Source organism: Candidatus Binatia bacterium, assembly GCA_023150935.1.
GTDB lineage: Bacteria > Desulfobacterota > Binatia > HRBIN30 > HRBIN30 > JAKLJW01.
Map to the genome: position 1 here is coordinate 169415 of JAKLJW010000001.1, position 19455 is coordinate 188869.

Consider the following 19455-nt stretch of genomic DNA (forward strand, 5'->3'; position numbering starts at 1 on the left):
GAAGCCCCGGTAACGTCGGAAATGACAGGGAGGAACGGAGCATGCGGATCGAGAGATGGCGGCGCGCGGTGCCGGATTCGGCCGCGCCGTTGCCGGGACGTTCCGAGCGCATGGCGGTGCCGGCCCGACACTTCGTAAACGGGGCGCCGCTGGAGCCCCCGTTCCCAGTGGGGATGGCGCGGGCGGTTTTCGGTATGGGGTGCTTCTGGGGTGCGGAGCGCAAGTTCTGGCAGATCGAGGGCGTGTACAGTACCGCGGTGGGCTACGCCGGCGGACACACGCCGAACCCGACCTATCGCGATGTGTGCGGCGAGCGCACCGGTCATGCCGAAGTTGTCCTGGTGGTGTACGACCCGGCCGCGGTGAGTTACGAGCGGTTGCTGCAGGTATTCTGGGAGAACCACGATCCGACCCAGGGGATGCGTCAGGGTAACGATGTCGGCACGCAGTACCGCTCGGTGGCGTACTGCTACGACGAAGCGCAACGCCGGGCCGCGGAGACCTCGTGCGAGAACTACCGGGAACGCCTCACGGCGGCCGGTTACGGACCGATCACCACCGAGATTCGCGAGGCGCCGGAGTTCTATTACGCCGAGGATCATCACCAGCAGTATCTCGCTAAGAACCCCGGGGGCTACTGCGGTCTCGGCGGGACCGGGGTCGCCTGCCCGTCAGGCGCGACGCTAGGCGGCGGTTCCGCGGTCACATCACCACGGTAAAGCCTGCGAACAGCGCCAGGGAATTGTACTTGGTGTCCGGGGCGGGAGTGCTGTCGTACTCGTTGAGCAGCGTGAACTTGATGGCGAACGGGTCCCAGAAGGGGATGAGCAGCGAAGCGTCGGTGCGAAGCAGGTAGTTGTCCGCCCACTCGCCGAATGCCGGCAGATAGTCGGTTCTGAACTTGAACCTCGCGTCCCGTGGCAGCTCCTTGTAGGCCTCTACGCCAAAGACGGCGGTGGGGTAGTCGTTGGTGCTGCCCCCGAAGTAGCGTTCGTAGAGATAACCGGCACCGGCTTCGAATTGGAGGTAGGCGGTCTTGGTGTTGTAGACCTTGTACCCCAGGCCGGCACGAGGCGCGGTGCGGATGCTCAACTTCTGAATCGCGTCGTAGAGGGCGTCGGCGGCCGTGAAGCCGAAGAAGTTGTCGGTGAAGGAATAATCGCCGCGGATAATGCCGCGAACATCGTTCTGAGTCGTCGTTTGCGACTTGTCTTGCGGCTTCTGGGTGCCGTAGCGGGTGCTGGCGCCCAGGCCGAGCTTGAAGGGGCCTTTGGTTCGGGTTGCCCCCAGCCCGACGAGGATCTGCGAGGTGTTGATCGTGGCCGCCGTGTAGCTGAAGCCGATGTCGAAGTTGCCGGTCCAGAAGCGCAGTCGCTGGCGCAGGCGCACCATCATCGAGTCGTCGTACCTCTTCTGGGTGACGGACCAGGCGATCGAGTCGACGGGGACCTGGGTGTCGCCCATCAGGAGCTTGCCGTCACTGTACCCCGAGATCGGCGCGACGGTGGTGGCGTCCTCCCCGTGCAGCACGTGCATCGGCGCGTCGGTCTTGAGGTTCTGAATATCGCTGTACTCGATGGTAATGTCTCCCTTGCCGTAGTCGGGGGTGAACGCGACGCCGGTCGACGTGACATCGGAGATGGTACCGCGGAGAAGATCTCCCTTGGCCGTGATCTCGTCAGCCGCGGCCGTTCCGGCAACGAGAGCGCAGATGGCGATCGCCAGGCTCAGCGGCTTCTGCCGCGACATAACTACCCACCGGGGATTCCCTTGCATGACGTCTCCTTCCTGAGTGCGACTCCGGCACCGAGGCGGTCTTGCATGTCCGCCCCGTCCAGTGGTCCGCACGACTGTCACCTCGATATGCGCAAATGGATTGACTGGCAGTCTTCCAGACGCCGCGATCGTGTCAAGACAAACCCGGAGCATCCTGGCTTCGGGCGGCAGCAGAACGCGTGGCTTATCGACCCGGAATAGGATAGTTCCGGCAATGACAGCGGCGAGAAAGTGTTGGGGCCGGAAGTCCGGCGTTGACGGTGGTTGGCCGGTAACCATGGCGGTGGCGGCCTGGGCGCGGCAGAGAGGAAGGAGCAGTCGTGGACCTTCGGAATCGCTTGTTTGGCAACGAGTTATCGCCGTATTCGGTGAAGGTACGGTCCTACTTCCGGTACAAGCGCATCCCGCACGAGTGGGTGGTGCGCAACAGCGAGGTCGAGGAGGAGTTCCTGAAATTCGCGAAGCTGCCGCTCGTGCCGCTGGTGGTGACCCCGGAAGGGCAGGCATTGCAGGACTCGACGCCGATCATCGAGCACTTCGAGCGCCTCTATCCTGAGCCCTCGATTCACCCTGCAACGACCACTGCGGCCTTCATTTCGGCGCTCATCGAGGAGTACGCCGACGAGTGGGCCAACAAGCCGATGTTCCACTACCGTTGGACCTACGAGGCCGACCGGGAATCGGCGGCAGACAGGCTGGCGCGCAGCCTCATGCCGGGTGCCGATCCGGGGCCAATGGCGACCATGATCAAGGGCCGCATGGTGCCGCGACTGGCGTTCGTCGGTTCGTCGGCGCAGACGAAGGATATCATCGAGGCATCGTACCGGCGGCAGTTGAACATACTCGAAGCGCACCTGCACCGCCGTCCGTATTTGTTCGGTCAGCGTCCGGCGTTTGCCGACTTCGGCCTCTACGCCCAACTCTACCAGTGCAGTACCGACCCGACGCCGGCGGCGATCATGCGAGAATCGGCACCGCACGTGGCCCGCTGGATTCAAGAGATGCTCAGTCCGCGGGCCGAGGGCGAGTTCGAGCCGTGGGAACCGCTCGCCCCGACGCTGTTGCCATTGCTCCGCGATGAGATCGGCGGGTTGTTCTTGCCCTGGTCGGCGGCGAACGCCAGCGCGCTCGCCGCCGGGGAGAAGACCTTTTCCGTTACGCTTGCGGGCCAGCCGTTCGGACAGGATACGCAGAAGTACCATGCCCGCTCGCTGGCCGCGTTGCGGGCGCGATATGAGGCCCTTACTGACCGGACCGAGTTGGATCGAGTCCTTGCGGAAACGGGTTGTCTGCCGTGGCTGACGGGGGCGGCGTCGTGATTCGCCGGCAGCCGCCCGGTCAGCGTCGGTGCGGAACGAACCACACCGGGCAACTCGCCCGGTGAAGGATCTCGCGCGCCGTGTGCTGGGTGAACAGGCGGTGGAACACGCCGCCAACGTGCTCGCCCACCACCATGAACGCCGGGCGAGTGGCGTCGACCGTCCCCAGGATGTCATCCAGCGCCTTGCCCTGATGGACGATCCGTTCGACGCGATCGGCGAGGTCCGAGGGGGTCAGGTCCTTCAGCTTGCGCTCCGCGGCGGTGGCAGCGCTGGCGTCGCGTGCCACGTGCAGAAGGGTCACGTGCAGCGGCAGTCGCCGCGCCAGCTCGAAAGCGTAGTGGACGGCCGTCGCTGCGGAATCCGACAGATCGGTAGGCACAAGTACCTTGACCGCCGGCTCGCCCGTCTGCGGCCGCAGCCGGAAGGCGTGTTCGTGTCCTTCCTGAATGGTCAGGACCGGGCACGGGCTCTTTTCGACGATACGTTCCGTGACCGAGGAATGCTCCTCGGTGCTCCACCCGTGACTGCCAAGGACGACGAGGTCGGCGGGAAGTTGTTCGGCGAGAAGCAGCAGGACCGGGGCAACCGAGCCACTGCTGATCTTGGCTTCTGCCTGGACGCTGGCCGGCAGGGTCGCGAGCACGCCTTCGAGGCGCTTGAAGGCGTCACCTTCGGAGGGGGCGTGCCCCTGGTGCACTTCGGACCATTCCCAGGCCTTGCTGAATCCGACCCCGGTGATCATGACGTTGTGGTGCAGGACGAGCTTCGATCCGAACGCTTCGCAAACCTGGACCGCGAGGTCGAGCTCGCGTGCGGCGAGATTCGAGAAATCGATTGGACACAGTACCTTCTTCAGCTCCAGCATGGCGATCCTCCCGCCCTATCGGGCGGACGTCTCTATACTCCTACCGCGCGCCGAGTGCTAATGGGGGGCGACATGCGGCCGGTACAGCGTCATCGGTCCGGCGGGGGAAGCTTCAGGCCGGTCTTCGAGGGGTAACTCGCGGACGCCGATCGGCGTTGCGCGCCGTCTCGACGAAGTTGCCGATGCGTTTCAAGCGGCGTTCGTAGTAACCGAGAGCCCGCAGAGAAAACGGTTCCGACTCGATCCGTTCCCACGGTCCGTCGCCGGTGGCGGTGGCGTAGCCCACCTCGACCCCGCCGTCGGCGGAGCGCCGAAACAACAGGCGTGCGCGGACACCCGGGGTCGCGCGCAGTTCGTACGCCGGGCCGACCAGGGCCCCGTCGGGTGCCCGTTGCAGAGCGGCGTCGACGCCGAGGCGGCGCAGAGCCTGCATGGCTTTGGCGGAGAGATCGCTGCGGTGGCGCACGGTGTCGAACTTCAACGGATGGCGTCCTCGCCGGTGATGTCGCGGCCGACGATCAGGGTGTGCATGTCGTAGGTGCCCTCGTAGGTGTTAACGGTTTCGAGATTCAGCATGTGCCGTATCACCGGGTAGTCGTTGACGATACCGTTTGCGCCGAGGATGTCACGGGCAAGACGTGCAATCTTGAGGGCTTCGCCGACGTTGTTGCGTTTAGCGAGGGAGATCTGTTGCGGCCGGACCTTGCCCTGATCCTTGAGTTGGCCGAGCCGGAGCGCAAGCAACTGCCCCTTGGTGATCTCGGTGAGCATGTACACGAGCTTCTGCTGCACGAGTTGGTAGCCGGCGAGGGGGCGGTCGAACTGGCGGCGGCTTCGCGCGTACTCGAGCGCCGTGGTGTAGCAGGTCATAGCCGCACCCAGAGCGCCCCAGACAATACCGTAGCGCGCCTGATTCAGGCACGAGAACGGGCCGCGCAAACCCTCTACGTGCGGGAGCATGGCGGTAGCCGGGACGCGCACGTCTTCGAGGATCAGCTCGGAGGTGACCGAGGCGCGTAACGAGAACTTGCCCTTGATGTCGCGCGTCGAGAATCCGGTAGTTCCTTTCTCGACGAGGAAGCCGCGAATGCCATCGGCGGTTCTGGCCCAGACGATGGCGACGTCGGCGAGGCTGCCGTTGGTGATCCACCGCTTGACGCCGGACAACACGTAGCCCGAGCCGTCGCGGACGGCGCGCGTTTCCATACTCCCGGGGTCCGAGCCGTGATCCGGTTCGGTCAGGCCGAAGCAGCCGATGGCGCGGCCCGCGGCCATGGGCGGTAGCCAGCGCTGCTTCTGTTCTTCGGAGCCGAAGGCGTGGATGGGGTGCATGCACAGCGATCCTTGCACGGACACCATCGAACGCAGGCCGCTGTCGCCCCGTTCCATCTCCTGGCAGATCAGTCCGTAGGCAATGTTGTTCAGGCCGGCGCACCCGTAGCCCTTTAGATTGGCGCCGAAAAGGCCGATCTCGCCGATTCGCGAGATAAGATGATGCGGGAAGCTCTCGCGGCTGTGGTGGTCTTCGATGATCGGGAGGGCTTCGCGGTCGACGAAGTCACGCACGGTCTTGCGGATCATGCGTTCCTCGTCGCTCAGGACGTCAATCGACACCGGCGAACGGGTTCATTGAAGTACCTCCTCGGACCGGTCGGATCGTATCGTGGGTGTTCGGCGAGCGGCAAGGGCGGCACCGTGGCCTCGATTAGGTCGCTTGGCGCTGAGTTGACACATCGATGAGACTGGCTAACTATTAGCCCGGTGCATATAGAAACGTTGAAAGTCTTCTGCGACGTGGTCGAGACCGGCAGTTTCTCGCTGGCGGCGTCGCAGAACTTCATCACCCAGTCGGCGGTCAGCCAGCAGTTGCGGACACTGGAGTCGAAGTACAGGTGCAAGCTGCTGGAGCGTGGGCGTTCCGGGGCCAAGCCGACCCCGGCGGGCGAGATCCTGTATCAGGCCAGTCGCGAGATATTGGACCGATATCGGGAGATCGAGACTCGCCTGCAGGAAACCGGAGACACGATCTGCGGAACACTGCGGGTGGCGATCGTTTACAGCGTCGGATTGCACGAGTTGCCGCCGTATCTGAAGGAGTATTTGCGCAACTTCCCGCAGGTTAACGTGCACGTGGAGTACGCGCGACCGAATCGGATCTACGACGACACGATCGGCGGGCGCATCGACCTGGGCATCGTAGCCTATCCGTCGAAGCACCCGCAGATCGCCATCGTACCTTTCCGGGAGGACCGTCTGGTGCTGGCGTGCCCGCCTTCTCATCCGCTCGCCGCGGCGCGCAAGGTGCCGCTGGCACGGCTCGACGGGGAGGCATTCGTGGCCTACGAGCGGGACATCCCGACGCGCAAGGCAACGGATCAGTTGTTCAGGGATCGTGGCATCATGGTGCGCCTTGCCGGCGAATACGACAACATCGAGACGATCAAGCGCGCCGTGGAGATTGGTCAGGGGGTGGCGATTGTGCCCGAGGCGGCGGTGCAACCGGAACTGGGGTACGGAACGCTGCGCGTGGTGCATTTGTCCGACGAGACGCTGCGGCGACCGCTCGGGATCATTCACAAGCGCGGTCGGCACCTGTCTCCCGCGGCCGTCAAGTTCATAGAGATCCTGCAGCGCGAAGACCTGCGCACGCTCCCGGCGTAGCGACCCGTTTGGCGACCGCTGCGAGTGCTGAGATGGGAGCCCGGTGCCCGGACGCCACGTGGGCTCCTGAAGCGCAGGAGCGGAGGTGGCCGCTCCGGATCGTAAGGCGGCCGCAGTTGACATAGACCGGCGACGGGTCTAGTTGAAAACGGTTTTCAAAATGATCCGTTGCGGCGACAGGAGAGGTGCAGTGGGCGGGATCGGCCGGCGCGGGGCCCACGTTGGACGTATGGTCGGCCGGTGGCTGCTGAGTAGCGCGCTGCTGCTCGGCTGGGTGGCGGTTTATGCCCCGATCGGCGTTCATGCGAAGGTTTTCCACGCGCGCGACGAGGCGCTCGCGCTGGCATTTCCGGGGGTCGATAGCGTCGAGCGGCGGAATTTCTTCCTGACCGGGGCGCAGCGCGAGCGCATCGAGCAATTGGCACGGGCGCCGCTCGAATCCGACATGGTGACGATCTATGTGGGCATGCGGGGCGGGGAAGTGGCCGGGTATGCGATTTTCGATACGCATCTGGTGCGCACGCTGCCGGAGACGTTTCTCGTCGTCTTGAGTCCCGATGGGGCGGTGGTCGGTACGCATCTCCTGGCCTTCTACGAGCCGCTCGATTACATGCCGGGTGACAGGTGGTTGCGGCAGTTCGACGGGCGTCGATTGGACGACGATCTGGCGATCGGTCGAGGCGTGGCGGCGATAACCGGGTCGACTCTCACCTCGCGGGCGGTTGCCGGCGGTGTGCGGCGAGCACTGGCGCTATACGCGGTGCTGCTGGGAGAGAAGTGACGCGTGCGTTTCGTGGTCAGCGGAGAGTGGACGCGCCATCGTCTGCTCAAGACGATCGTCTGGTGCTTCCTGCTGTACACGTTCATCCTCTGGGTGACGAATGCCGGCCTGTACTTCTCGAAGATGAGTCTGAGGCCGGCGTCGGTGGTGGAGTACTACCTTGGCAACCCGGACCGCTTCATGGAGCCGCGCTCGCTGCGGGGGTTGCTCGAAACGCTACACTTCCACAGCTTCGCGATGGGAATCCTGCTGCTCACGCTGACCCATCTGCTCTTGTTCGTGCCGATCTCGCTGCGGATGAAGGCATGGGGGATAGCGACGGCTTTCGGGGCGGGATTGGGCGGGGAACTCAGCGGCTGGGGGGTGCGTTTCGTCCACCCGGCGTTTGCGGTACTGAAGGTGGCCAGTTTCCTCGCCCTCGAAGGGGTGTTGCTCTGGCTGATGATTCTGGTGGCGCGCGCTCTCTTGTTGGAGCAGCCGAGCGCTTACACGCAGGGGGACGAGCGGCTGCGGGTTCCCGTTCCCTGACGCGGCGATTAGTCGGTCTGGCGGTTTGCGGCCTCTTCGGCTGCGCGCCGGCGCCGGCCGCCGAGACGGCGCGCGTCGGTCAGCCGGTAATGGGAACTATTCTCGATGTTACGGTGGTCGCTGCCCGAGCGGAGGATGCGCGTGCGCTTGCCAACGCCGCGGTTGACGAGGCGCGGCGGTGGGACGGTGTCCTGACGACCTGGAGGGCGGACGGCGAGCTGGCGCGGCTGAACGACCGTGCCGGCCAGGGCGCGGTGTCGGTGAGTTCGGAACTGGCCGGTGCGTTGCGAACGATGCTGGCGTTACGGGCGGCTACGGGTGGCGCGTTCGACCCGCTGCTGGGCTCGCGGGTGCGGGCCTGGCGGGCGCCGGGCGGGGATAAGGCTGCGGCTCTGCTGCTTCCGCCGGTGAGCGGCGAAGCCCTGCGGATTGGCGAACGATCGGCGACCCTGGCGCCGCAGATCGAGATCGATGCCGGGGGGATTGGAAAAGGAGTCGCACTGGACGCGATAGTGCGGCGACTGCGTGTTGGCGGGGCCGCGGCGGCATTCTTGAATTTCGGTGGTTCCAGTCAGACGGCCTTCGGAAATCCTCCGGACGAACCGCGCGGCTGGCCCGTCATGGTGGCAGCCGCGGCGGACGGGGTCGCGCACGGGATCGTCTGGCTCAAGGACGCTTCGCTGTCGACTTCCCGGGCGTCGGGTCCCGGAGACGAAGCCGGCCCAATCGTCGATCCCGTGCTGGGCCAACCGGTCCCGGGTCCGCGGGTGGCCACCGTACTGGCGCGGGATGCGACCAGTGCGGACGCCTGGTCGACGGCGCTCGTGGTGCTGGGGCGCAAAGGATTGGACCGTGCGCAGGCGCAGGGCATTGCCGCGCTCGTCGACGACGGCGCGGCGGTGGCGACGACTCCAGCTTTTCCGCTGGTGCCGGGGCCGAGCGCGGACGGCTCGGCCCCGCCTGCCATAAGGTGATTTCGATCAGAAGATGAAACCGCCGCCGAGACGCAGGACGTCCGGTGCGGTACCGCTGGCGCGGTCCTGAATGTGGTAGTCGGCCTTGAGGACGACTTCGGGGATGGGTTTGTATTGCAGTCCGAACTCGTAGAAGTCCTGGCGCTGCCGGAGATCGGGCGAGTAACCGGAGGGCACGTTGTTCTGGGTGTCGAGCCACGAGTAGCGGAACCAGGGAGCGAGGTAATGCGTGGTGTCGGGCAGAATCAGCGGCATAACGTCGTACGCAAGCTCGATGTAAGCGCCCAGCATGTCCTTGGCGATCGGCTCGCCGCCGGTGGCTTTGGAGATCTGGGCGTCCTGGCTGAGCCGGAGGGCATCGTCGATGTGCACGGCGGTGCCGAGGGCGCGCAGGTGAACGCCGTGCGACTGGAACTGGGCGTGAACCTCGTAGAGCTGCGTGAAGGCGCCGATGCCTTCGAACCCGATGGTGTCGTTGCCGAAGTCCTGGTCCTGGCCGGCGTTACCGAGGAACATCGATCCGCCGACGACGGTGCTGGGTATCGGATCGTAGTCGAGGCGCCCGACGAAGGCCCAGTCGTCGGCGAGGTCGCGGTTACCCTGCTGGCGGGCATTGCGGAGGCCGGTGTTCCGGTAACCCTTGGCGTTGAAACTGACGACGCCGTACATCTGGTAATCGAGGTCGGGCAGGATGTTGCCGTAGAGGCCGAAGCCGGGTTCCCGCCACGTGGTCGGGATGATGGCGATTTCGACGGGCGGTCGGGTGTTGCCGAAATAGAAGGGAGGTTCGTGAACGAGGTTGACGAAGCCGACCGGCATAAGGATCAAACCGCCGCGGGCGTTGGCGTGTTCGTGCAGCAGGAAATCGAGGGTTGCGAACTCGAGGGATACCGAGCCGCCGCCCGAGGAGACCGTTGAGCTGGTGGTGGCGTGTTCGAACTCGATTTCCGAGTTCAGAACGATCCAGTCATTGTACTTGTATCCGACGTACATCACGAAGCGGACGAAATCGAACTCGTTCTTCTCCCCGTCGCCGTCCTTGACGACCAGTTTGAAGTTCGTCTCGCCGTAGCCGCCGATGGAAAGCCCGCGCTTGATGCCGTAGACGCGCGAGGCCGCGGGGGCGAGACCGTAATACTGCTTCAGTTCTCCGGTTTCCGGCAGCACGAGAAGTTCGCGGAGCCGATCGACCTCAGAGGCGAGAATGCTCTGACGGCGCTCGACCTCCTCGACACGTTCGCCTTCCTGGGTCGGGGCCGGAGCGGCGGTGGGTTGCGATCCGTCGGGGGGGATGTCGAGTTGGCGGCGCAGTTGCTGCAGTTCCCGGTTGAACTGCTGCTGCTGTCGTTCGAGTTCCTCGACGCGCCTGCGTGCGGCATCGTTGTCGGCGACGGCTTGTCCGGCAGGGGTTGCGAGCAGAATCGCCGCGCACACGAGCGCCAGTGCGCGGTAACCGGTGACGTTCATATCGGGCCTCCGTTCCTAGATGAATATGATTCTCATTTTCATAGGCGATGAACGGAGTCAAGGGCGGCGGGCGAGTTGTCTGGCGCGGCGGCGCGCGTCGGGCGGTCCGGTGCGGCCCGCGCCGCGGCGTCGCGCCGGCCGGGTCGAGGGTGGTTGCAAGCGCTGCGCGGGGGGGGGGCGAAAGTCGCTCAGGCCACGCCGTCGGGGATGTGCAGCAATCGGTTGAACAACCGCACCATCAACCGGTTGGTGAACAGGAAGCGCCGCGGCCACAGCGGCGAGTGCCACCGGTCGGGCGGCAGCGTGCCGTCGAGGATTTCGGTCACGGCGCGCGCGGCCTCCGACGCGAGGCGGTCCAGGATCTGCTCGCCGATTTGCGGCGAGGCGGCAGCAGGGGCGCCGGCATAGGTCTCGGCGCGGAGAAAGCGCAGACCGCTGCGGAAGGCCCGGATCATTGCCAACAGGCCCGCCGGCCTGCCACGCTCGAGGGCCGGCGCAATTTCCCCCCGCTCGGCGAGCCAGATGTTGACCGTTCGCCGCGGCAGCTCGACATAGTCCTTTTCCACCCACTCCGGATGCAACGCGAGGAGCTGGGCCGTTTCCACGAGACCGGCGTGGGTGTCGCCGACCAGGTCCTCACGGCGAACGCCGGGGATATTGCCGAGAACGTCGTACAGCTCGGAACTACCGCCGGTCAGGCGGCTGACGAGGATCGAAAAGAGCGAAGCCATCTTGACGCCTCGCTCGCGAGTTACGCGGGCGCACGCTCTCTCCATAGCCAGGAAGTGGCGCGGACTGCCGTGAAAACTCGACACCAGGAGGTTGCCGAATCCCTGCGCTGCCAGCGACCTTCCCAGGTCGGTCAGCACCGCCATGGTAGTCGACGGTTGGAAGAATATGGACCCGGGATGCGGCAGCGTGTCGGTGGCGGCGTAGATGTAGGGCAAGAGCAAGAACGTCCGGTCCCGATGCTCGGCGGGGAGATAGCGGAGCATGCGGACCGCGAGGCCCTGGCCTTCGAGTGCGTCCGTACCCAGCGGGAGGTGCGGACCGTGCACTTCGAGCGGAGAACAGCTCACCAGCACCACGGCACGGCCGCGGTCGATTTGGTCGAAACGGCGCTTGGTGATCGCCTCCCAGCGCAGGAGGGTCGGTTCCGTCATCGCGTTGCCTTCCACTTCAGGTTGGTCGCGCCGCTGCATGTATCGGGGCGGCGGCCGGAAGGCAACCGCAGGCCGCCGGCGAGTTGTAGACTGGCGCGCGCCGTCGTATACGTCATGCGTCAACGACAAACCGAGGGCGCCGCGGGCAGCGTCGAACAGGAGGCGCAATGAGTTCGTTGCTCAAGGAGTTCCGAGACTTCGCCATGCGCGGCAATGCGGTCGACATGGCGATCGGCATCGTTATCGGAGCGGCGTTCGGCAAGATCGTCGACGCCCTCGTAAACCAGATCCTGATGCCCCCGATCGGTCTGCTGATCGGCGGGATGGACTTTTCCGAGCTGGCCATTCAGCTCAAGGCGAAGACCGACGCCGAACCGGCCGTCGTCCTCGGATATGGGGTGTTCATCAACACGGTCATAAACTTCGTCATCATCGCCTGGGCGTTGTTTATGGTCATGAAGGCGATGAACGCGGCGCTCCGGAAGCAGGCAGCGGCGCCGCCTCCGCCGCCGGCGCCGAGCAAGACCGAGGTCTTGCTGACGGAAATTCGCGATGCGCTGAAGGCCCGGTGACCGCTGCCGTCCGAGTGGTTGCACGGGTCAGGGCCGGCGCGGCCGCTCGGCGGACCGCCGTGCCCTGGCGGCGGCCCGAGAGCGCTTCAGTCTCGTGAGTTGCTGCTCGATGCAGCGGTCCGCCTGCGCGAGCAGCGAGCGGCTGTCGGTGTACTTCTCTATCATGTAGCTCAGGTCGCCGAGATCGTGGATGAGAAGCTGGACCGCACGTTCCCGCTCGCGTTCGCCCCGCACCGCACTGAGCAGGTCCAGCACCAGATCCTCGAGTTCGGAACCCTCGACCATGAGCGCGATCTGAAAAGCTCGCGCCAGGCTGATTCCGCTGTGCGCTTCGGCCTCGGCGTCGGACAGGAGTTTGCGGGACTGGCGTACGTGCTCCGTGGTTACCGCCCGCAGCGGCGGCAGCAATCTCGGTGGCGTGCTATCGAGCAGACCCGCCACCAGGGCGAGGGCGCCGAAATGGCGGGATTCGTGCTGTGCCATATCGAACCAGAACGCCCGAACTTCTTCCGGTTCCGGAAAGAGGCTTTCGAGCCGGCAGTAAAGCACCATGGTGCGTCTTTCGAGCTCCATGGCCACGTCGACGAGACGCCGCAGGCGCGCCGGGGCGGGTGGGGTTCTATGCCTCCGGGGATTTCGTGCCTTGGTCATGGACGCTTGTTAGCACGGTTGCGCCGACCCCTGCCACGGCGCGGCCGTCCGGGGTCGGTTAGAGACCGAGCAGCCGCCCTCCCTGGTAGACGACAAAGCTGCTGACCCAGGCGAGGGCCGTCATGTAGGCGAACATGAAGACCGGCCACCTCCAGCTTCTGGTTTCGCGGCGGGTGACCGCCAGCGTGCTCATGCACTGGCAGGCGAGGGCGAAAAACACCATGAGCGAAAGGCCGACCAGCGGTGTGTACACCGGCGTACCGTCGGCCCGGCGCTCGGCGCGAATCCGCTCCCGCAGCGGCGTGGGATCGTCGTCGGAATCGCCGACGCCGTAAATAATACCCATGGTGGAGACGAAGACCTCCCGCGCCGCAAACGCCCCGACGAGGCCGACTCCGATCTTCCAGTCGAAGCCGAGCGGTGCGAGCGCCGGCTCCAGGGCGTGGCCCAACCTCCCGCCCCAGCTGTTCGCCAGCCGTGCCTGTTCCGGAGCCATCCCGGCGGCTCCATCGCTCGTTGCCGGCGGAGTCGAACGCGGAAACGTCAACAGGCCCCAGAGCACGACCGTGCAGACGAGGATGACCGTGCCGGCTTCGCGCAGAAAGATCCCGGCACGTCCCACCATGGCCCGCAAAATGGTGCGCATGGCCGGCAGACGGTACGGGGGCAGTTCTAGTATGAGCGGCGTCCGCGAACCCGAGACCACGGTGCGGCTCAAGACGGCCGCGGCGGCCAGCGTCGTGGCGATCGAGAAGACGTACATGCCCACCATCAACGTGCCCTGCACCGGCCAGCGTGCGTCATCTTGCGGGAATAACGCGGCGATGATCAGGGTGTAGACGGGTAGGCGGGCCGAACACGTCATCAGCGGGATAACGAGCATGGTCAGCAGGCGATCGCGATGACGTTCCATTGTGCGGGTCGCCAAAATCGCGGGGACGGCACAGGCGAGGCCCGAGAGCATGGGGACAAACGCCCGGCCGTGCAGACCGAGGGCGCGCATGATGCGATCGATCAAGAAGGCGACCCGCGCCATGTATCCGGAATCCTCCAGGAGGCCGATGAAAAAGAACAGGAGGAGGATTTGGGGGAGGAAGACGACGACGTTGCCGACGCCGCCGATGATGCCGTCGGTCAGCAGATCGGTGACGACGCCCGCTGGAAGGCCGGCGGCCAGCCAGCCTCTCGCCTGGCCGGTTGCTTCCTCGATCAGCCCGATGGCGGGATCCGCCCAGGAAAAGAGGGCCTGAAAGACGACGAACATGAGGGCGATTAACGCCGCAAAGCCATACGCGGGATGCAGCAGGATGCGATCCACGCGCTCCGAAAGCGGGTGCTTCGGGGGGTGTTCGTCGGCCCGATCGAGCAGGCCCGGCACGTGCCGATCGAGGAAAGCGTAGCGCGTCGCAATCACTTCCTGATCGATGTCGCGGTCGCCGGCAGCGCGGTGCACGGCGAGGCAGCGCTCCCGCAAGTTGGCGTCAATGCCTCGCAACTCGTCCCGCCGCTCGATGCTCGTGAGCGCCCAGAGGGCGAGGGCGCGGTCACGTCGCGGCGACGAGCGCCAGGCTGATGGCAGCGCCGCGACGATCTGTTCGGCATCGGCGAGCAGCGCGGGCGGGTAGGGGAGGTCGAGTTCGGGGTCCGGCGGCGCGTCGAGCGCCCCGGCGATGGTCGCCTTCAGTGCGGTCACGCCGATGCCCTTACGGGCGTTGGTTGCCACCACCGGTACGTCGAAGAGATGAGATAGTCCGGCCGGAGACGGGGGATTATCCTCGACCTCGTCGATCATGTTGAGCACGACAATCATCGGCACTTCGAGCTCGGCGAGCTGCAAGACGAGGTAAAGGTTGCGAGTCAGTTGTCCGGCGTCGACGACGACCACCACGAGCGCCGGCCGCGGGTTGTTGCCAAGACCGAGGACGGCGTTGATGGCGATCTGTTCTTCCGCCGATCTCGCCGTCAGGGAGTATGCCCCGGGGACGTCGACGACTTCGATTGTCCGAGGCGCGTGGGTGGGGCTGGTCGGCGGGAGTTCGACGAAACCCGGAAGGCGCTCGACGGTGACGCCCGGATAGTTACCGACCCGGGCGTTCTGGCCGGTAAGACGGTTGAACAGGGTCGTCTTTCCGGTGTTCGGATTGCCGACCAGGACGACGAGCGGCCGCGCCCCTCCGGCTTGCGGTTGAGGCCGGCGGCGACCGGTATCGGCAGTCGTCGTCACGCGGAACCGGGGGTGGCGCAGGCGTCGCCGTGGGCGCAACTCGCCGGACATGCCCGCGCGGGCGCGGCATTCGAGCGAGCGGTCGCCGGGGCGCCCGGGACGACGGTTACGCACAGCGCCTCGCCCCGGCGGATTGAGAGGCTGCACCCGCGAACGAGCAGTTCGATCGGATCGCCCAGGGGTGCCCGCCCGACGACTTCGACACGCGTTCCGGGCACGAGTCCCAACTCCATGAGTCGTCGGCGAAACGCGCGGTCCCCGCCCACGTATTGTACGATGACGAGAAAGCCGCGGCTCACGTGTGCGAGGGTCATAAAGAGAACTCCTGCTCCAGATTGGCAGAGGTGAAAATGATTTTCAACTTCAGGCTGCGAAAAACTCTCCACCGGTCGGTCCGGGGGGCGCGAGGCCGCCGCGTCGCCGGCGCAAGCTCCCTCCCCACGTCCCCCAATGCCGGACGGTCGGGGAAATCCGCGCCACGCACGCGACTCGTCCATGGGCGTGCGGCCAAGCCCGGTGGCTGCCGAGACAAGCAAGCAGCAGAACGCTCTTGATAATGATTCTCAACCTCAGTATATCCGGAGTGTGGCGGCGAGGCAGGAGGCTGCAGACAAACCAGCGGACGGATGACGGGGCGGCCTGCGAAAGGGCCAGAGGTTTCGGCCCGAAAGGGCTGCGGCCGGGAATCGCAGCCAGTTTGCGCCGGTTGTGCGCGGCCGCCCTCCGGATCGCGGTTTCTGATGGGTCGTCCCCCAAACCTCTTGCCGCCAGAGATTGCTGAGGGTGCGCGACATGATCGTTTGCCATTGCACGGGCGTGACGGATTGCACGATTCGGATGCTGATCGACAGTGGTGCCTCGACCGTCGAGCAGATAACCAACCTTTGCGGGGCGGGGGCCTGCTGCGAACCGTGCCGCGAAGAGATCACCGCCCTGCTTTACTCGGCAGCGCGGCCGACGCATACTCCGATCGAACGTTAGTCTCTAACTGCAGACGGTCGAGAGGGGTGCAGTCCACCGCACGAGGGGACGACTGCCCGCTCGGCACTGCCGGAGGTCGGGCCGCATGAAGGGTAACCCAAAAGTCGTCGAGATTTTGAACGAGGTGCTCACTGCCGAGCTGACCGGCATAAACCAGTACTTTGTGCACGCGAAGATGTGCCAGAATTGGGGATATAGACGCCTTGCCGCGATGGTAAAGCAGGAATCGATCGGCGAAATGAAGCATGCCGACGAGGTGATCGAACGTATCCTGTTTCTTGAGGGGGTTCCAAACATGCAGCGCCTTGGCAAGGTGCGCGTCGGCGAGACGGTCGCCGAACAGTTCCGGCTCGACTACGGCCTCGAGATAGACGCGATTGGCCGCCTCAACGCCGGTGTCGCGGTAGCAAGGGAAGTTGGCGACAACGGCACCAGGGAACTCCTGGAGAAAATCCTGGTGTCAGAAGAAGAGCATGCCGACTGGCTCGAGGCGCAGCTCGAATTGATCAAGCAGGTGGGGGAGCAGAACTACCTCGCGCAGCAGATCAACGACTGAGTCGATCTTGAACCGCGGCACTGACGGCGTGCCGCCGCAGCGCTCCGGCAGTCTCCCAGTTCCCGGGCAAGCTCAACCTTCGTCGCCGCCGGCGCCCAGGGCGGCGGGACCCCGGGCCGCAGCGCCCCCGGCCGCCAGGGCTAGCAACGTCAGCACGTAGGGGAGGGCCAGTAGGGCCTGATACGGGATCGGAAGGCCGAGCGCTTGGACGTGGAACTGCAAAGCAGTGGCAAAGCCGAACAAGAGCGACGCGAGCAGGATCCCGGAGGCGGACCAGCGCCCAAAGATCACGATGGCCAGAGCGATAAAGCCGCGGCCCGCTGACATGCCTTCGACAAACGTATGCGCGTACGCCACGGAAAGGTACGCCCCCCCGATTGCGGCTAACGCGCCGCAGCCGAGGATGGCAAGGAACCGCACGCGGCCCACTTGCACTCCCTGGGCGGCTGCGGCCACGGGGTCTTCTCCCACCATGCGCAGTCGCACCCCGGTAACGGTCCGGTACATCCCCCACGCCAGCAACGGCACGATGGCGAACGCGACGTACCCGATCCAGGTTTGGGCGAAAAACGCCGGTCCGATTACAGGGAGCCCCGATAGGCCGGGCAGCGGCCACCTCGCCACGGGGGCCACGGTGAGCGCTGCACCCGTCACACCGAAGAGGGCTCGGTAGGCGACGCCGGTGAGACCCAGCGCCAGGAGATTGAGTGCGATGCCGGCCACCACCTGGTTCGCTCCCGCAACCGCGACCGCCCAGGCGAAGCCGCCGGCCAGTAGCATCCCGGTAACCAGGGCGGCGCTTACACCGGCGAGCGGCGATGCCGTCGCGTATGTAACCGCCATGGCCGCGAACGCCCCGACGAGCAGCATCCCTTCCAGCCCGACGTTGATGACGCCGGCTCTCTCCACGAGCAACTCCCCTTCGGCCGCCAACAATAAGGGTACCGCCATTGCCACGGTGGATTCCAGAATGCCGCTGGCGAGACTCGCATCCATATCCACCCACAAGCTATGTGAAGAACCTCACGGTGGGCAAGATGCGGTGGCGTGCCATGCATTGGATGCCCGCGGCGGTGGTAGGGCATGACGATCAGGCAATCCGCGCGGGCTGGTGAACTCGATCTGACCGTCCACGTACCCGAGAACGCTCGGCCGGTCGTGGCGTTCGCCGGCTCCGAACTGGCGGGCTACATATCCCGCATCTCCGGAGCGCGAACGGTGGTGCGCTCGGCGGCGGCACTGTCCGGCCTCGATGCGCTGGTGCTCGGCTCCGTCACCGGTGCGCCCGTGCAGAACCTGGGGGGAGAGAAGGCCGGTTTTCGCGTCCGGTCCGATCGTCGCTGCGTCGTCCTGAGCGGCGCCAACCCACGGGCCGTGCTCGACGCGGTCTACGCGCTGCTGGCCTCGTGGGGATGCCGATGGTCGCCCCACGGTGCCGGTGAAGAGCAGTTGCCGCACCTTTCGACTTTCCCACCGCCGGCCGTATCGATTTCGGCGAGGCCGCGTTTCGCGGCGACGGGCTACGCGGCCGACCTGATGACGTGGCATGCTTCGGAGCCGGCGCTGTACCGCGAGCGCCTCGTGGAGGACGCAGCGCTGATCGATTGGATGGGAAAGACGGGGGCAAGCCGCTTCCTCTACATAAGACACCCCGCCGACGAACTACTCACCGTTCCCGAACTGCAGGACGATCTGAATCGGCGCGGCATCGCGGTGGAGTTGGGCGGACACGTAATTCCCGCTCTGGTGCCGCGCGACCTGTTTGCCGTCCATCCCGAGTACTTCCCCTGCGGCCCCGACGGTGTGCGCAACAGCAATGGCAACATCTGTACGGCTCAACCGGCGGCACTCGATACGGCGCGGCGGAATGCCGTGGACTGGGCCCGCGCACATCCGGGCGTTGCGGGCTTCCACATCTGGGGCGCCGATCTCTGGCAGGGAGGGTGGTGTCTGTGCGCCGAATGCAGTGGGGTGAGCGTCCAGGATCAGAGCCTGGCTCTCTGCAATGCCGTGGCTCGCGGTCTGAGGGATGCGGGTATCGCCTGCCCGGTGTACTATCTTGCCTATCACGACACGATCGAGCCGATCGGTAAGCTGGTACCGGATTCGACCGTGTGGGTCGAGTTTGCGCCGCGCGAGCGTTGCTACGGACACCGACTCGACGACCCGCAGTGTCGGACCAACCGCCGGTACGCGATGGCTCTCGAGGAATATGCCAAGCGATTCGACGGGCGGGTACGGGTATTCGAGTACTACGCCGATGCCATCTTGTTCTGTGGGTGCGCGGTGCCCCTGACCGCCGTCATCGAAGGAGACCTCGCGTATTACGCGCGTTTGGGCGTGCCGGAAATAACCATGCTGCAGTTCGGCGCTGTTAGTCGCCTGGCGTACCCGACCAACTTCGTTGCCTTTGCGGCTGCGGCCGCGGCCGGGGGCGAAACCGGGGCGGCAATGACCGGCTATTGCCGGCGGTTCGGCGCCGCGGCGCCGGCTCTCGGGACGGCGCTTGCGGAGGTGGAGGCGGCTATGGGGCAGGTGGTGCGCTACGGCGACGTCCGGCGTCCGCCGCGAGCGCCGGACGCGGCGGAGCGCGTGCGCAGTCGTGCCGCAGCCGCCGTCGCTGTCATGGATCGTATTGTGACGAGGCTCGCGACGGCGGGCGGAAGCCCGGCCGACGAGGTGAGAGAGATCCTTCGCTACACCCGCGAAGTGCTGGCCGGCGTGGAGGCCCGGTGCGACGGTCCCGACGGTGCGGCCCGGGCAAACGCCCACTACCTCAAGGCGGCGGAACGGGCCCGGCGGTGGAGCCGCGATGCGGCCGGTGTGTGGGGCACGGTCGACCTGCCGCGATTGCACGAGTTCTATGAGGTCGTCTTTCCGCAACTCTGACTTCCGGCGGCCGAGTCGCTTCGTGCCGGCGGTTGAACACGGAGG

At 65.7% G+C, this 19455-nt stretch carries 20 protein-coding genes; 10 read left to right on the forward strand and 10 right to left on the reverse strand.

Annotated elements, in window-relative coordinates; translation table 11 throughout:
• Positions 1–41: 41 nt before the first annotated feature.
• Complete coding sequence (msrA, locus tag L6Q96_00720) at positions 42–719, forward strand: peptide-methionine (S)-S-oxide reductase MsrA (protein ID MCK6553101.1); 678 nt, start codon at positions 42–44, stop codon at positions 717–719.
• On the opposite strand, the gene L6Q96_00725 is transcribed toward msrA, so the two are convergent.
• Positions 703–1776 carry a DUF481 domain-containing protein gene (locus tag L6Q96_00725; GenBank protein MCK6553102.1) on the reverse strand — a complete coding sequence of 358 codons (1074 nt, stop codon included), beginning with the start codon at positions 1774–1776 and terminating at the stop codon, positions 703–705. The genes msrA and L6Q96_00725 overlap by 17 nt on opposite strands.
• 320 nt (positions 1777–2096) lie before the next feature.
• Here L6Q96_00725 and L6Q96_00730 point away from each other — a divergent pair, with 320 nt between their 5' ends.
• Positions 2097–3095: a glutathione S-transferase family protein gene (locus L6Q96_00730; GenBank protein MCK6553103.1), complete on the forward strand. Its 999-nt coding sequence runs from the start codon at positions 2097–2099 to the stop codon at positions 3093–3095.
• 19 nt (positions 3096–3114) lie between these two features.
• Here the strand turns inward: L6Q96_00730 and L6Q96_00735 are convergent, their stop codons facing one another.
• From L6Q96_00735 to L6Q96_00745, 3 genes are all read right to left on the reverse strand, one after another.
• Positions 3115–3963: a universal stress protein gene (locus tag L6Q96_00735; protein ID MCK6553104.1), complete on the reverse strand. Its 849-nt coding sequence runs from the start codon at positions 3961–3963 to the stop codon at positions 3115–3117.
• Positions 3964–4075: 112 nt separating this feature from the next.
• The gene (locus L6Q96_00740) at positions 4076–4444 is read right to left on the reverse strand and encodes a hypothetical protein (protein ID MCK6553105.1); all 369 of its coding nucleotides are present in this window, start codon (positions 4442–4444) and stop codon (positions 4076–4078) included.
• Complete coding sequence (locus tag L6Q96_00745; GenBank protein ID MCK6553106.1) at positions 4441–5544, reverse strand: acyl-CoA dehydrogenase family protein; 1104 nt, start codon at positions 5542–5544, stop codon at positions 4441–4443. The genes L6Q96_00740 and L6Q96_00745 overlap by 4 nt, the downstream gene beginning before the upstream one ends.
• A 195-nt stretch (positions 5545–5739) precedes the next feature.
• On the opposite strand from L6Q96_00745, the gene L6Q96_00750 reads away from it, so the two are divergent.
• The 4 genes from L6Q96_00750 (at position 5740) to L6Q96_00765 (ending at position 8907) form a co-directional block, all read left to right on the forward strand.
• Positions 5740–6624 (forward strand): LysR family transcriptional regulator, encoded by an 885-nt coding sequence (locus tag L6Q96_00750; protein ID MCK6553107.1) that lies wholly within the window; start codon positions 5740–5742, stop codon positions 6622–6624.
• Between the two features lie 229 nt (positions 6625–6853).
• A complete protein-coding gene (locus tag L6Q96_00755) occupies positions 6854–7405 on the forward strand; it encodes an FMN-binding protein (protein ID MCK6553108.1) in 552 nt (183 codons plus the stop codon).
• A gap of 3 nt (positions 7406–7408) precedes the next feature.
• On the forward strand, positions 7409–7933 hold the full coding sequence (locus tag L6Q96_00760; protein MCK6553109.1) for a hypothetical protein: 525 nt from the start codon (positions 7409–7411) through the stop codon (positions 7931–7933).
• 89 nt (positions 7934–8022) lie between these two features.
• Positions 8023–8907, forward strand: coding sequence for an FAD:protein FMN transferase (locus L6Q96_00765; protein MCK6553110.1), 885 nt, complete (start codon positions 8023–8025; stop codon positions 8905–8907).
• 6 nt (positions 8908–8913) lie between these two features.
• Here L6Q96_00765 and L6Q96_00770 read toward each other — a convergent pair whose 3' ends face one another.
• Both L6Q96_00770 and L6Q96_00775 read right to left on the reverse strand, forming a co-directional pair.
• Positions 8914–10374, reverse strand: coding sequence for a hypothetical protein (locus tag L6Q96_00770; protein ID MCK6553111.1), 1461 nt, complete (start codon positions 10372–10374; stop codon positions 8914–8916).
• 188 nt (positions 10375–10562) lie between these two features.
• The gene (locus L6Q96_00775; protein MCK6553112.1) at positions 10563–11537 is read right to left on the reverse strand and encodes a creatininase family protein; all 975 of its coding nucleotides are present in this window, start codon (positions 11535–11537) and stop codon (positions 10563–10565) included.
• A gap of 167 nt (positions 11538–11704) precedes the next feature.
• Here L6Q96_00775 and mscL point away from each other — a divergent pair, with 167 nt between their 5' ends.
• On the forward strand, positions 11705–12109 hold the full coding sequence (gene mscL / locus L6Q96_00780) for a large-conductance mechanosensitive channel protein MscL (GenBank protein MCK6553113.1): 405 nt from the start codon (positions 11705–11707) through the stop codon (positions 12107–12109).
• Positions 12110–12136: 27 nt separating this feature from the next.
• On the opposite strand, the gene L6Q96_00785 is transcribed toward mscL, so the two are convergent.
• From L6Q96_00785 to L6Q96_00795, 3 genes are read right to left on the reverse strand one after another with little or no spacing between them, the layout of a single operon-like run.
• On the reverse strand, positions 12137–12760 hold the full coding sequence (locus tag L6Q96_00785; protein MCK6553114.1) for a hypothetical protein: 624 nt from the start codon (positions 12758–12760) through the stop codon (positions 12137–12139).
• 58 nt (positions 12761–12818) lie between these two features.
• Positions 12819–14984 carry a ferrous iron transport protein B gene (gene feoB / locus L6Q96_00790; protein ID MCK6553115.1) on the reverse strand — a complete coding sequence of 722 codons (2166 nt, stop codon included), beginning with the start codon at positions 14982–14984 and terminating at the stop codon, positions 12819–12821.
• Positions 14981–15298 (reverse strand): ferrous iron transport protein A, encoded by a 318-nt coding sequence (locus L6Q96_00795; GenBank protein MCK6553116.1) that lies wholly within the window; start codon positions 15296–15298, stop codon positions 14981–14983. The genes feoB and L6Q96_00795 overlap by 4 nt, the downstream gene beginning before the upstream one ends.
• A 478-nt stretch (positions 15299–15776) precedes the next feature.
• Here L6Q96_00795 and L6Q96_00800 point away from each other — a divergent pair, with 478 nt between their 5' ends.
• Both L6Q96_00800 and bfr read left to right on the forward strand, forming a co-directional pair.
• Entirely contained in the window at positions 15777–15965 is a 189-nt protein-coding gene (locus L6Q96_00800) for a (2Fe-2S)-binding protein (protein ID MCK6553117.1), read from the forward strand.
• An 85-nt stretch (positions 15966–16050) separates the two neighbouring features.
• On the forward strand, positions 16051–16521 hold the full coding sequence (gene bfr / locus L6Q96_00805; protein ID MCK6553118.1) for a bacterioferritin: 471 nt from the start codon (positions 16051–16053) through the stop codon (positions 16519–16521).
• A gap of 72 nt (positions 16522–16593) precedes the next feature.
• Here bfr and L6Q96_00810 read toward each other — a convergent pair whose 3' ends face one another.
• Positions 16594–17517, reverse strand: a complete 924-nt coding sequence (locus L6Q96_00810) for an ABC transporter permease (protein ID MCK6553119.1) — start codon at positions 17515–17517, stop codon at positions 16594–16596.
• Between the two features lie 87 nt (positions 17518–17604).
• Between L6Q96_00810 and L6Q96_00815 the strand changes: the two genes are divergently transcribed.
• Positions 17605–19410 carry a DUF4838 domain-containing protein gene (locus L6Q96_00815; protein ID MCK6553120.1) on the forward strand — a complete coding sequence of 602 codons (1806 nt, stop codon included), beginning with the start codon at positions 17605–17607 and terminating at the stop codon, positions 19408–19410.
• Positions 19411–19455: the final 45 nt, after the last annotated feature.

Excerpts from the sequence above, each read along its gene's own strand:
- msrA (MCK6553101.1), top strand. The coding sequence starts at position 42 with ATGCGGATCGAGAGATGGCGGCGCGCGGTGCCGGATTCGGCCGCGCCG.
- L6Q96_00725 (MCK6553102.1), bottom strand. The coding sequence starts at position 1,776 with ATGCAAGGGAATCCCCGGTGGGTAGTTATGTCGCGGCAGAAGCCGCTG.
- L6Q96_00735 (MCK6553104.1), bottom strand. The coding sequence starts at position 3,963 with ATGCTGGAGCTGAAGAAGGTACTGTGTCCAATCGATTTCTCGAATCTC.
- L6Q96_00745 (MCK6553106.1), bottom strand. The coding sequence starts at position 5,544 with ATGATCCGCAAGACCGTGCGTGACTTCGTCGACCGCGAAGCCCTCCCG.
- L6Q96_00755 (MCK6553108.1), top strand. The coding sequence starts at position 6,854 with ATGGTCGGCCGGTGGCTGCTGAGTAGCGCGCTGCTGCTCGGCTGGGTG.
- L6Q96_00765 (MCK6553110.1), top strand. The coding sequence starts at position 8,023 with ATGGGAACTATTCTCGATGTTACGGTGGTCGCTGCCCGAGCGGAGGAT.
- L6Q96_00770 (MCK6553111.1), bottom strand. The coding sequence starts at position 10,374 with ATGAACGTCACCGGTTACCGCGCACTGGCGCTCGTGTGCGCGGCGATT.
- L6Q96_00775 (MCK6553112.1), bottom strand. The coding sequence starts at position 11,537 with ATGACGGAACCGACCCTCCTGCGCTGGGAGGCGATCACCAAGCGCCGT.
- mscL (MCK6553113.1), top strand. The coding sequence starts at position 11,705 with ATGAGTTCGTTGCTCAAGGAGTTCCGAGACTTCGCCATGCGCGGCAAT.
- L6Q96_00785 (MCK6553114.1), bottom strand. The coding sequence starts at position 12,760 with ATGACCAAGGCACGAAATCCCCGGAGGCATAGAACCCCACCCGCCCCG.
- L6Q96_00795 (MCK6553116.1), bottom strand. The coding sequence starts at position 15,298 with ATGACCCTCGCACACGTGAGCCGCGGCTTTCTCGTCATCGTACAATAC.
- L6Q96_00800 (MCK6553117.1), top strand. The coding sequence starts at position 15,777 with ATGATCGTTTGCCATTGCACGGGCGTGACGGATTGCACGATTCGGATG.
- bfr (MCK6553118.1), top strand. The coding sequence starts at position 16,051 with ATGAAGGGTAACCCAAAAGTCGTCGAGATTTTGAACGAGGTGCTCACT.
- L6Q96_00810 (MCK6553119.1), bottom strand. The coding sequence starts at position 17,517 with ATGGATGCGAGTCTCGCCAGCGGCATTCTGGAATCCACCGTGGCAATG.
- L6Q96_00815 (MCK6553120.1), top strand. The coding sequence starts at position 17,605 with ATGACGATCAGGCAATCCGCGCGGGCTGGTGAACTCGATCTGACCGTC.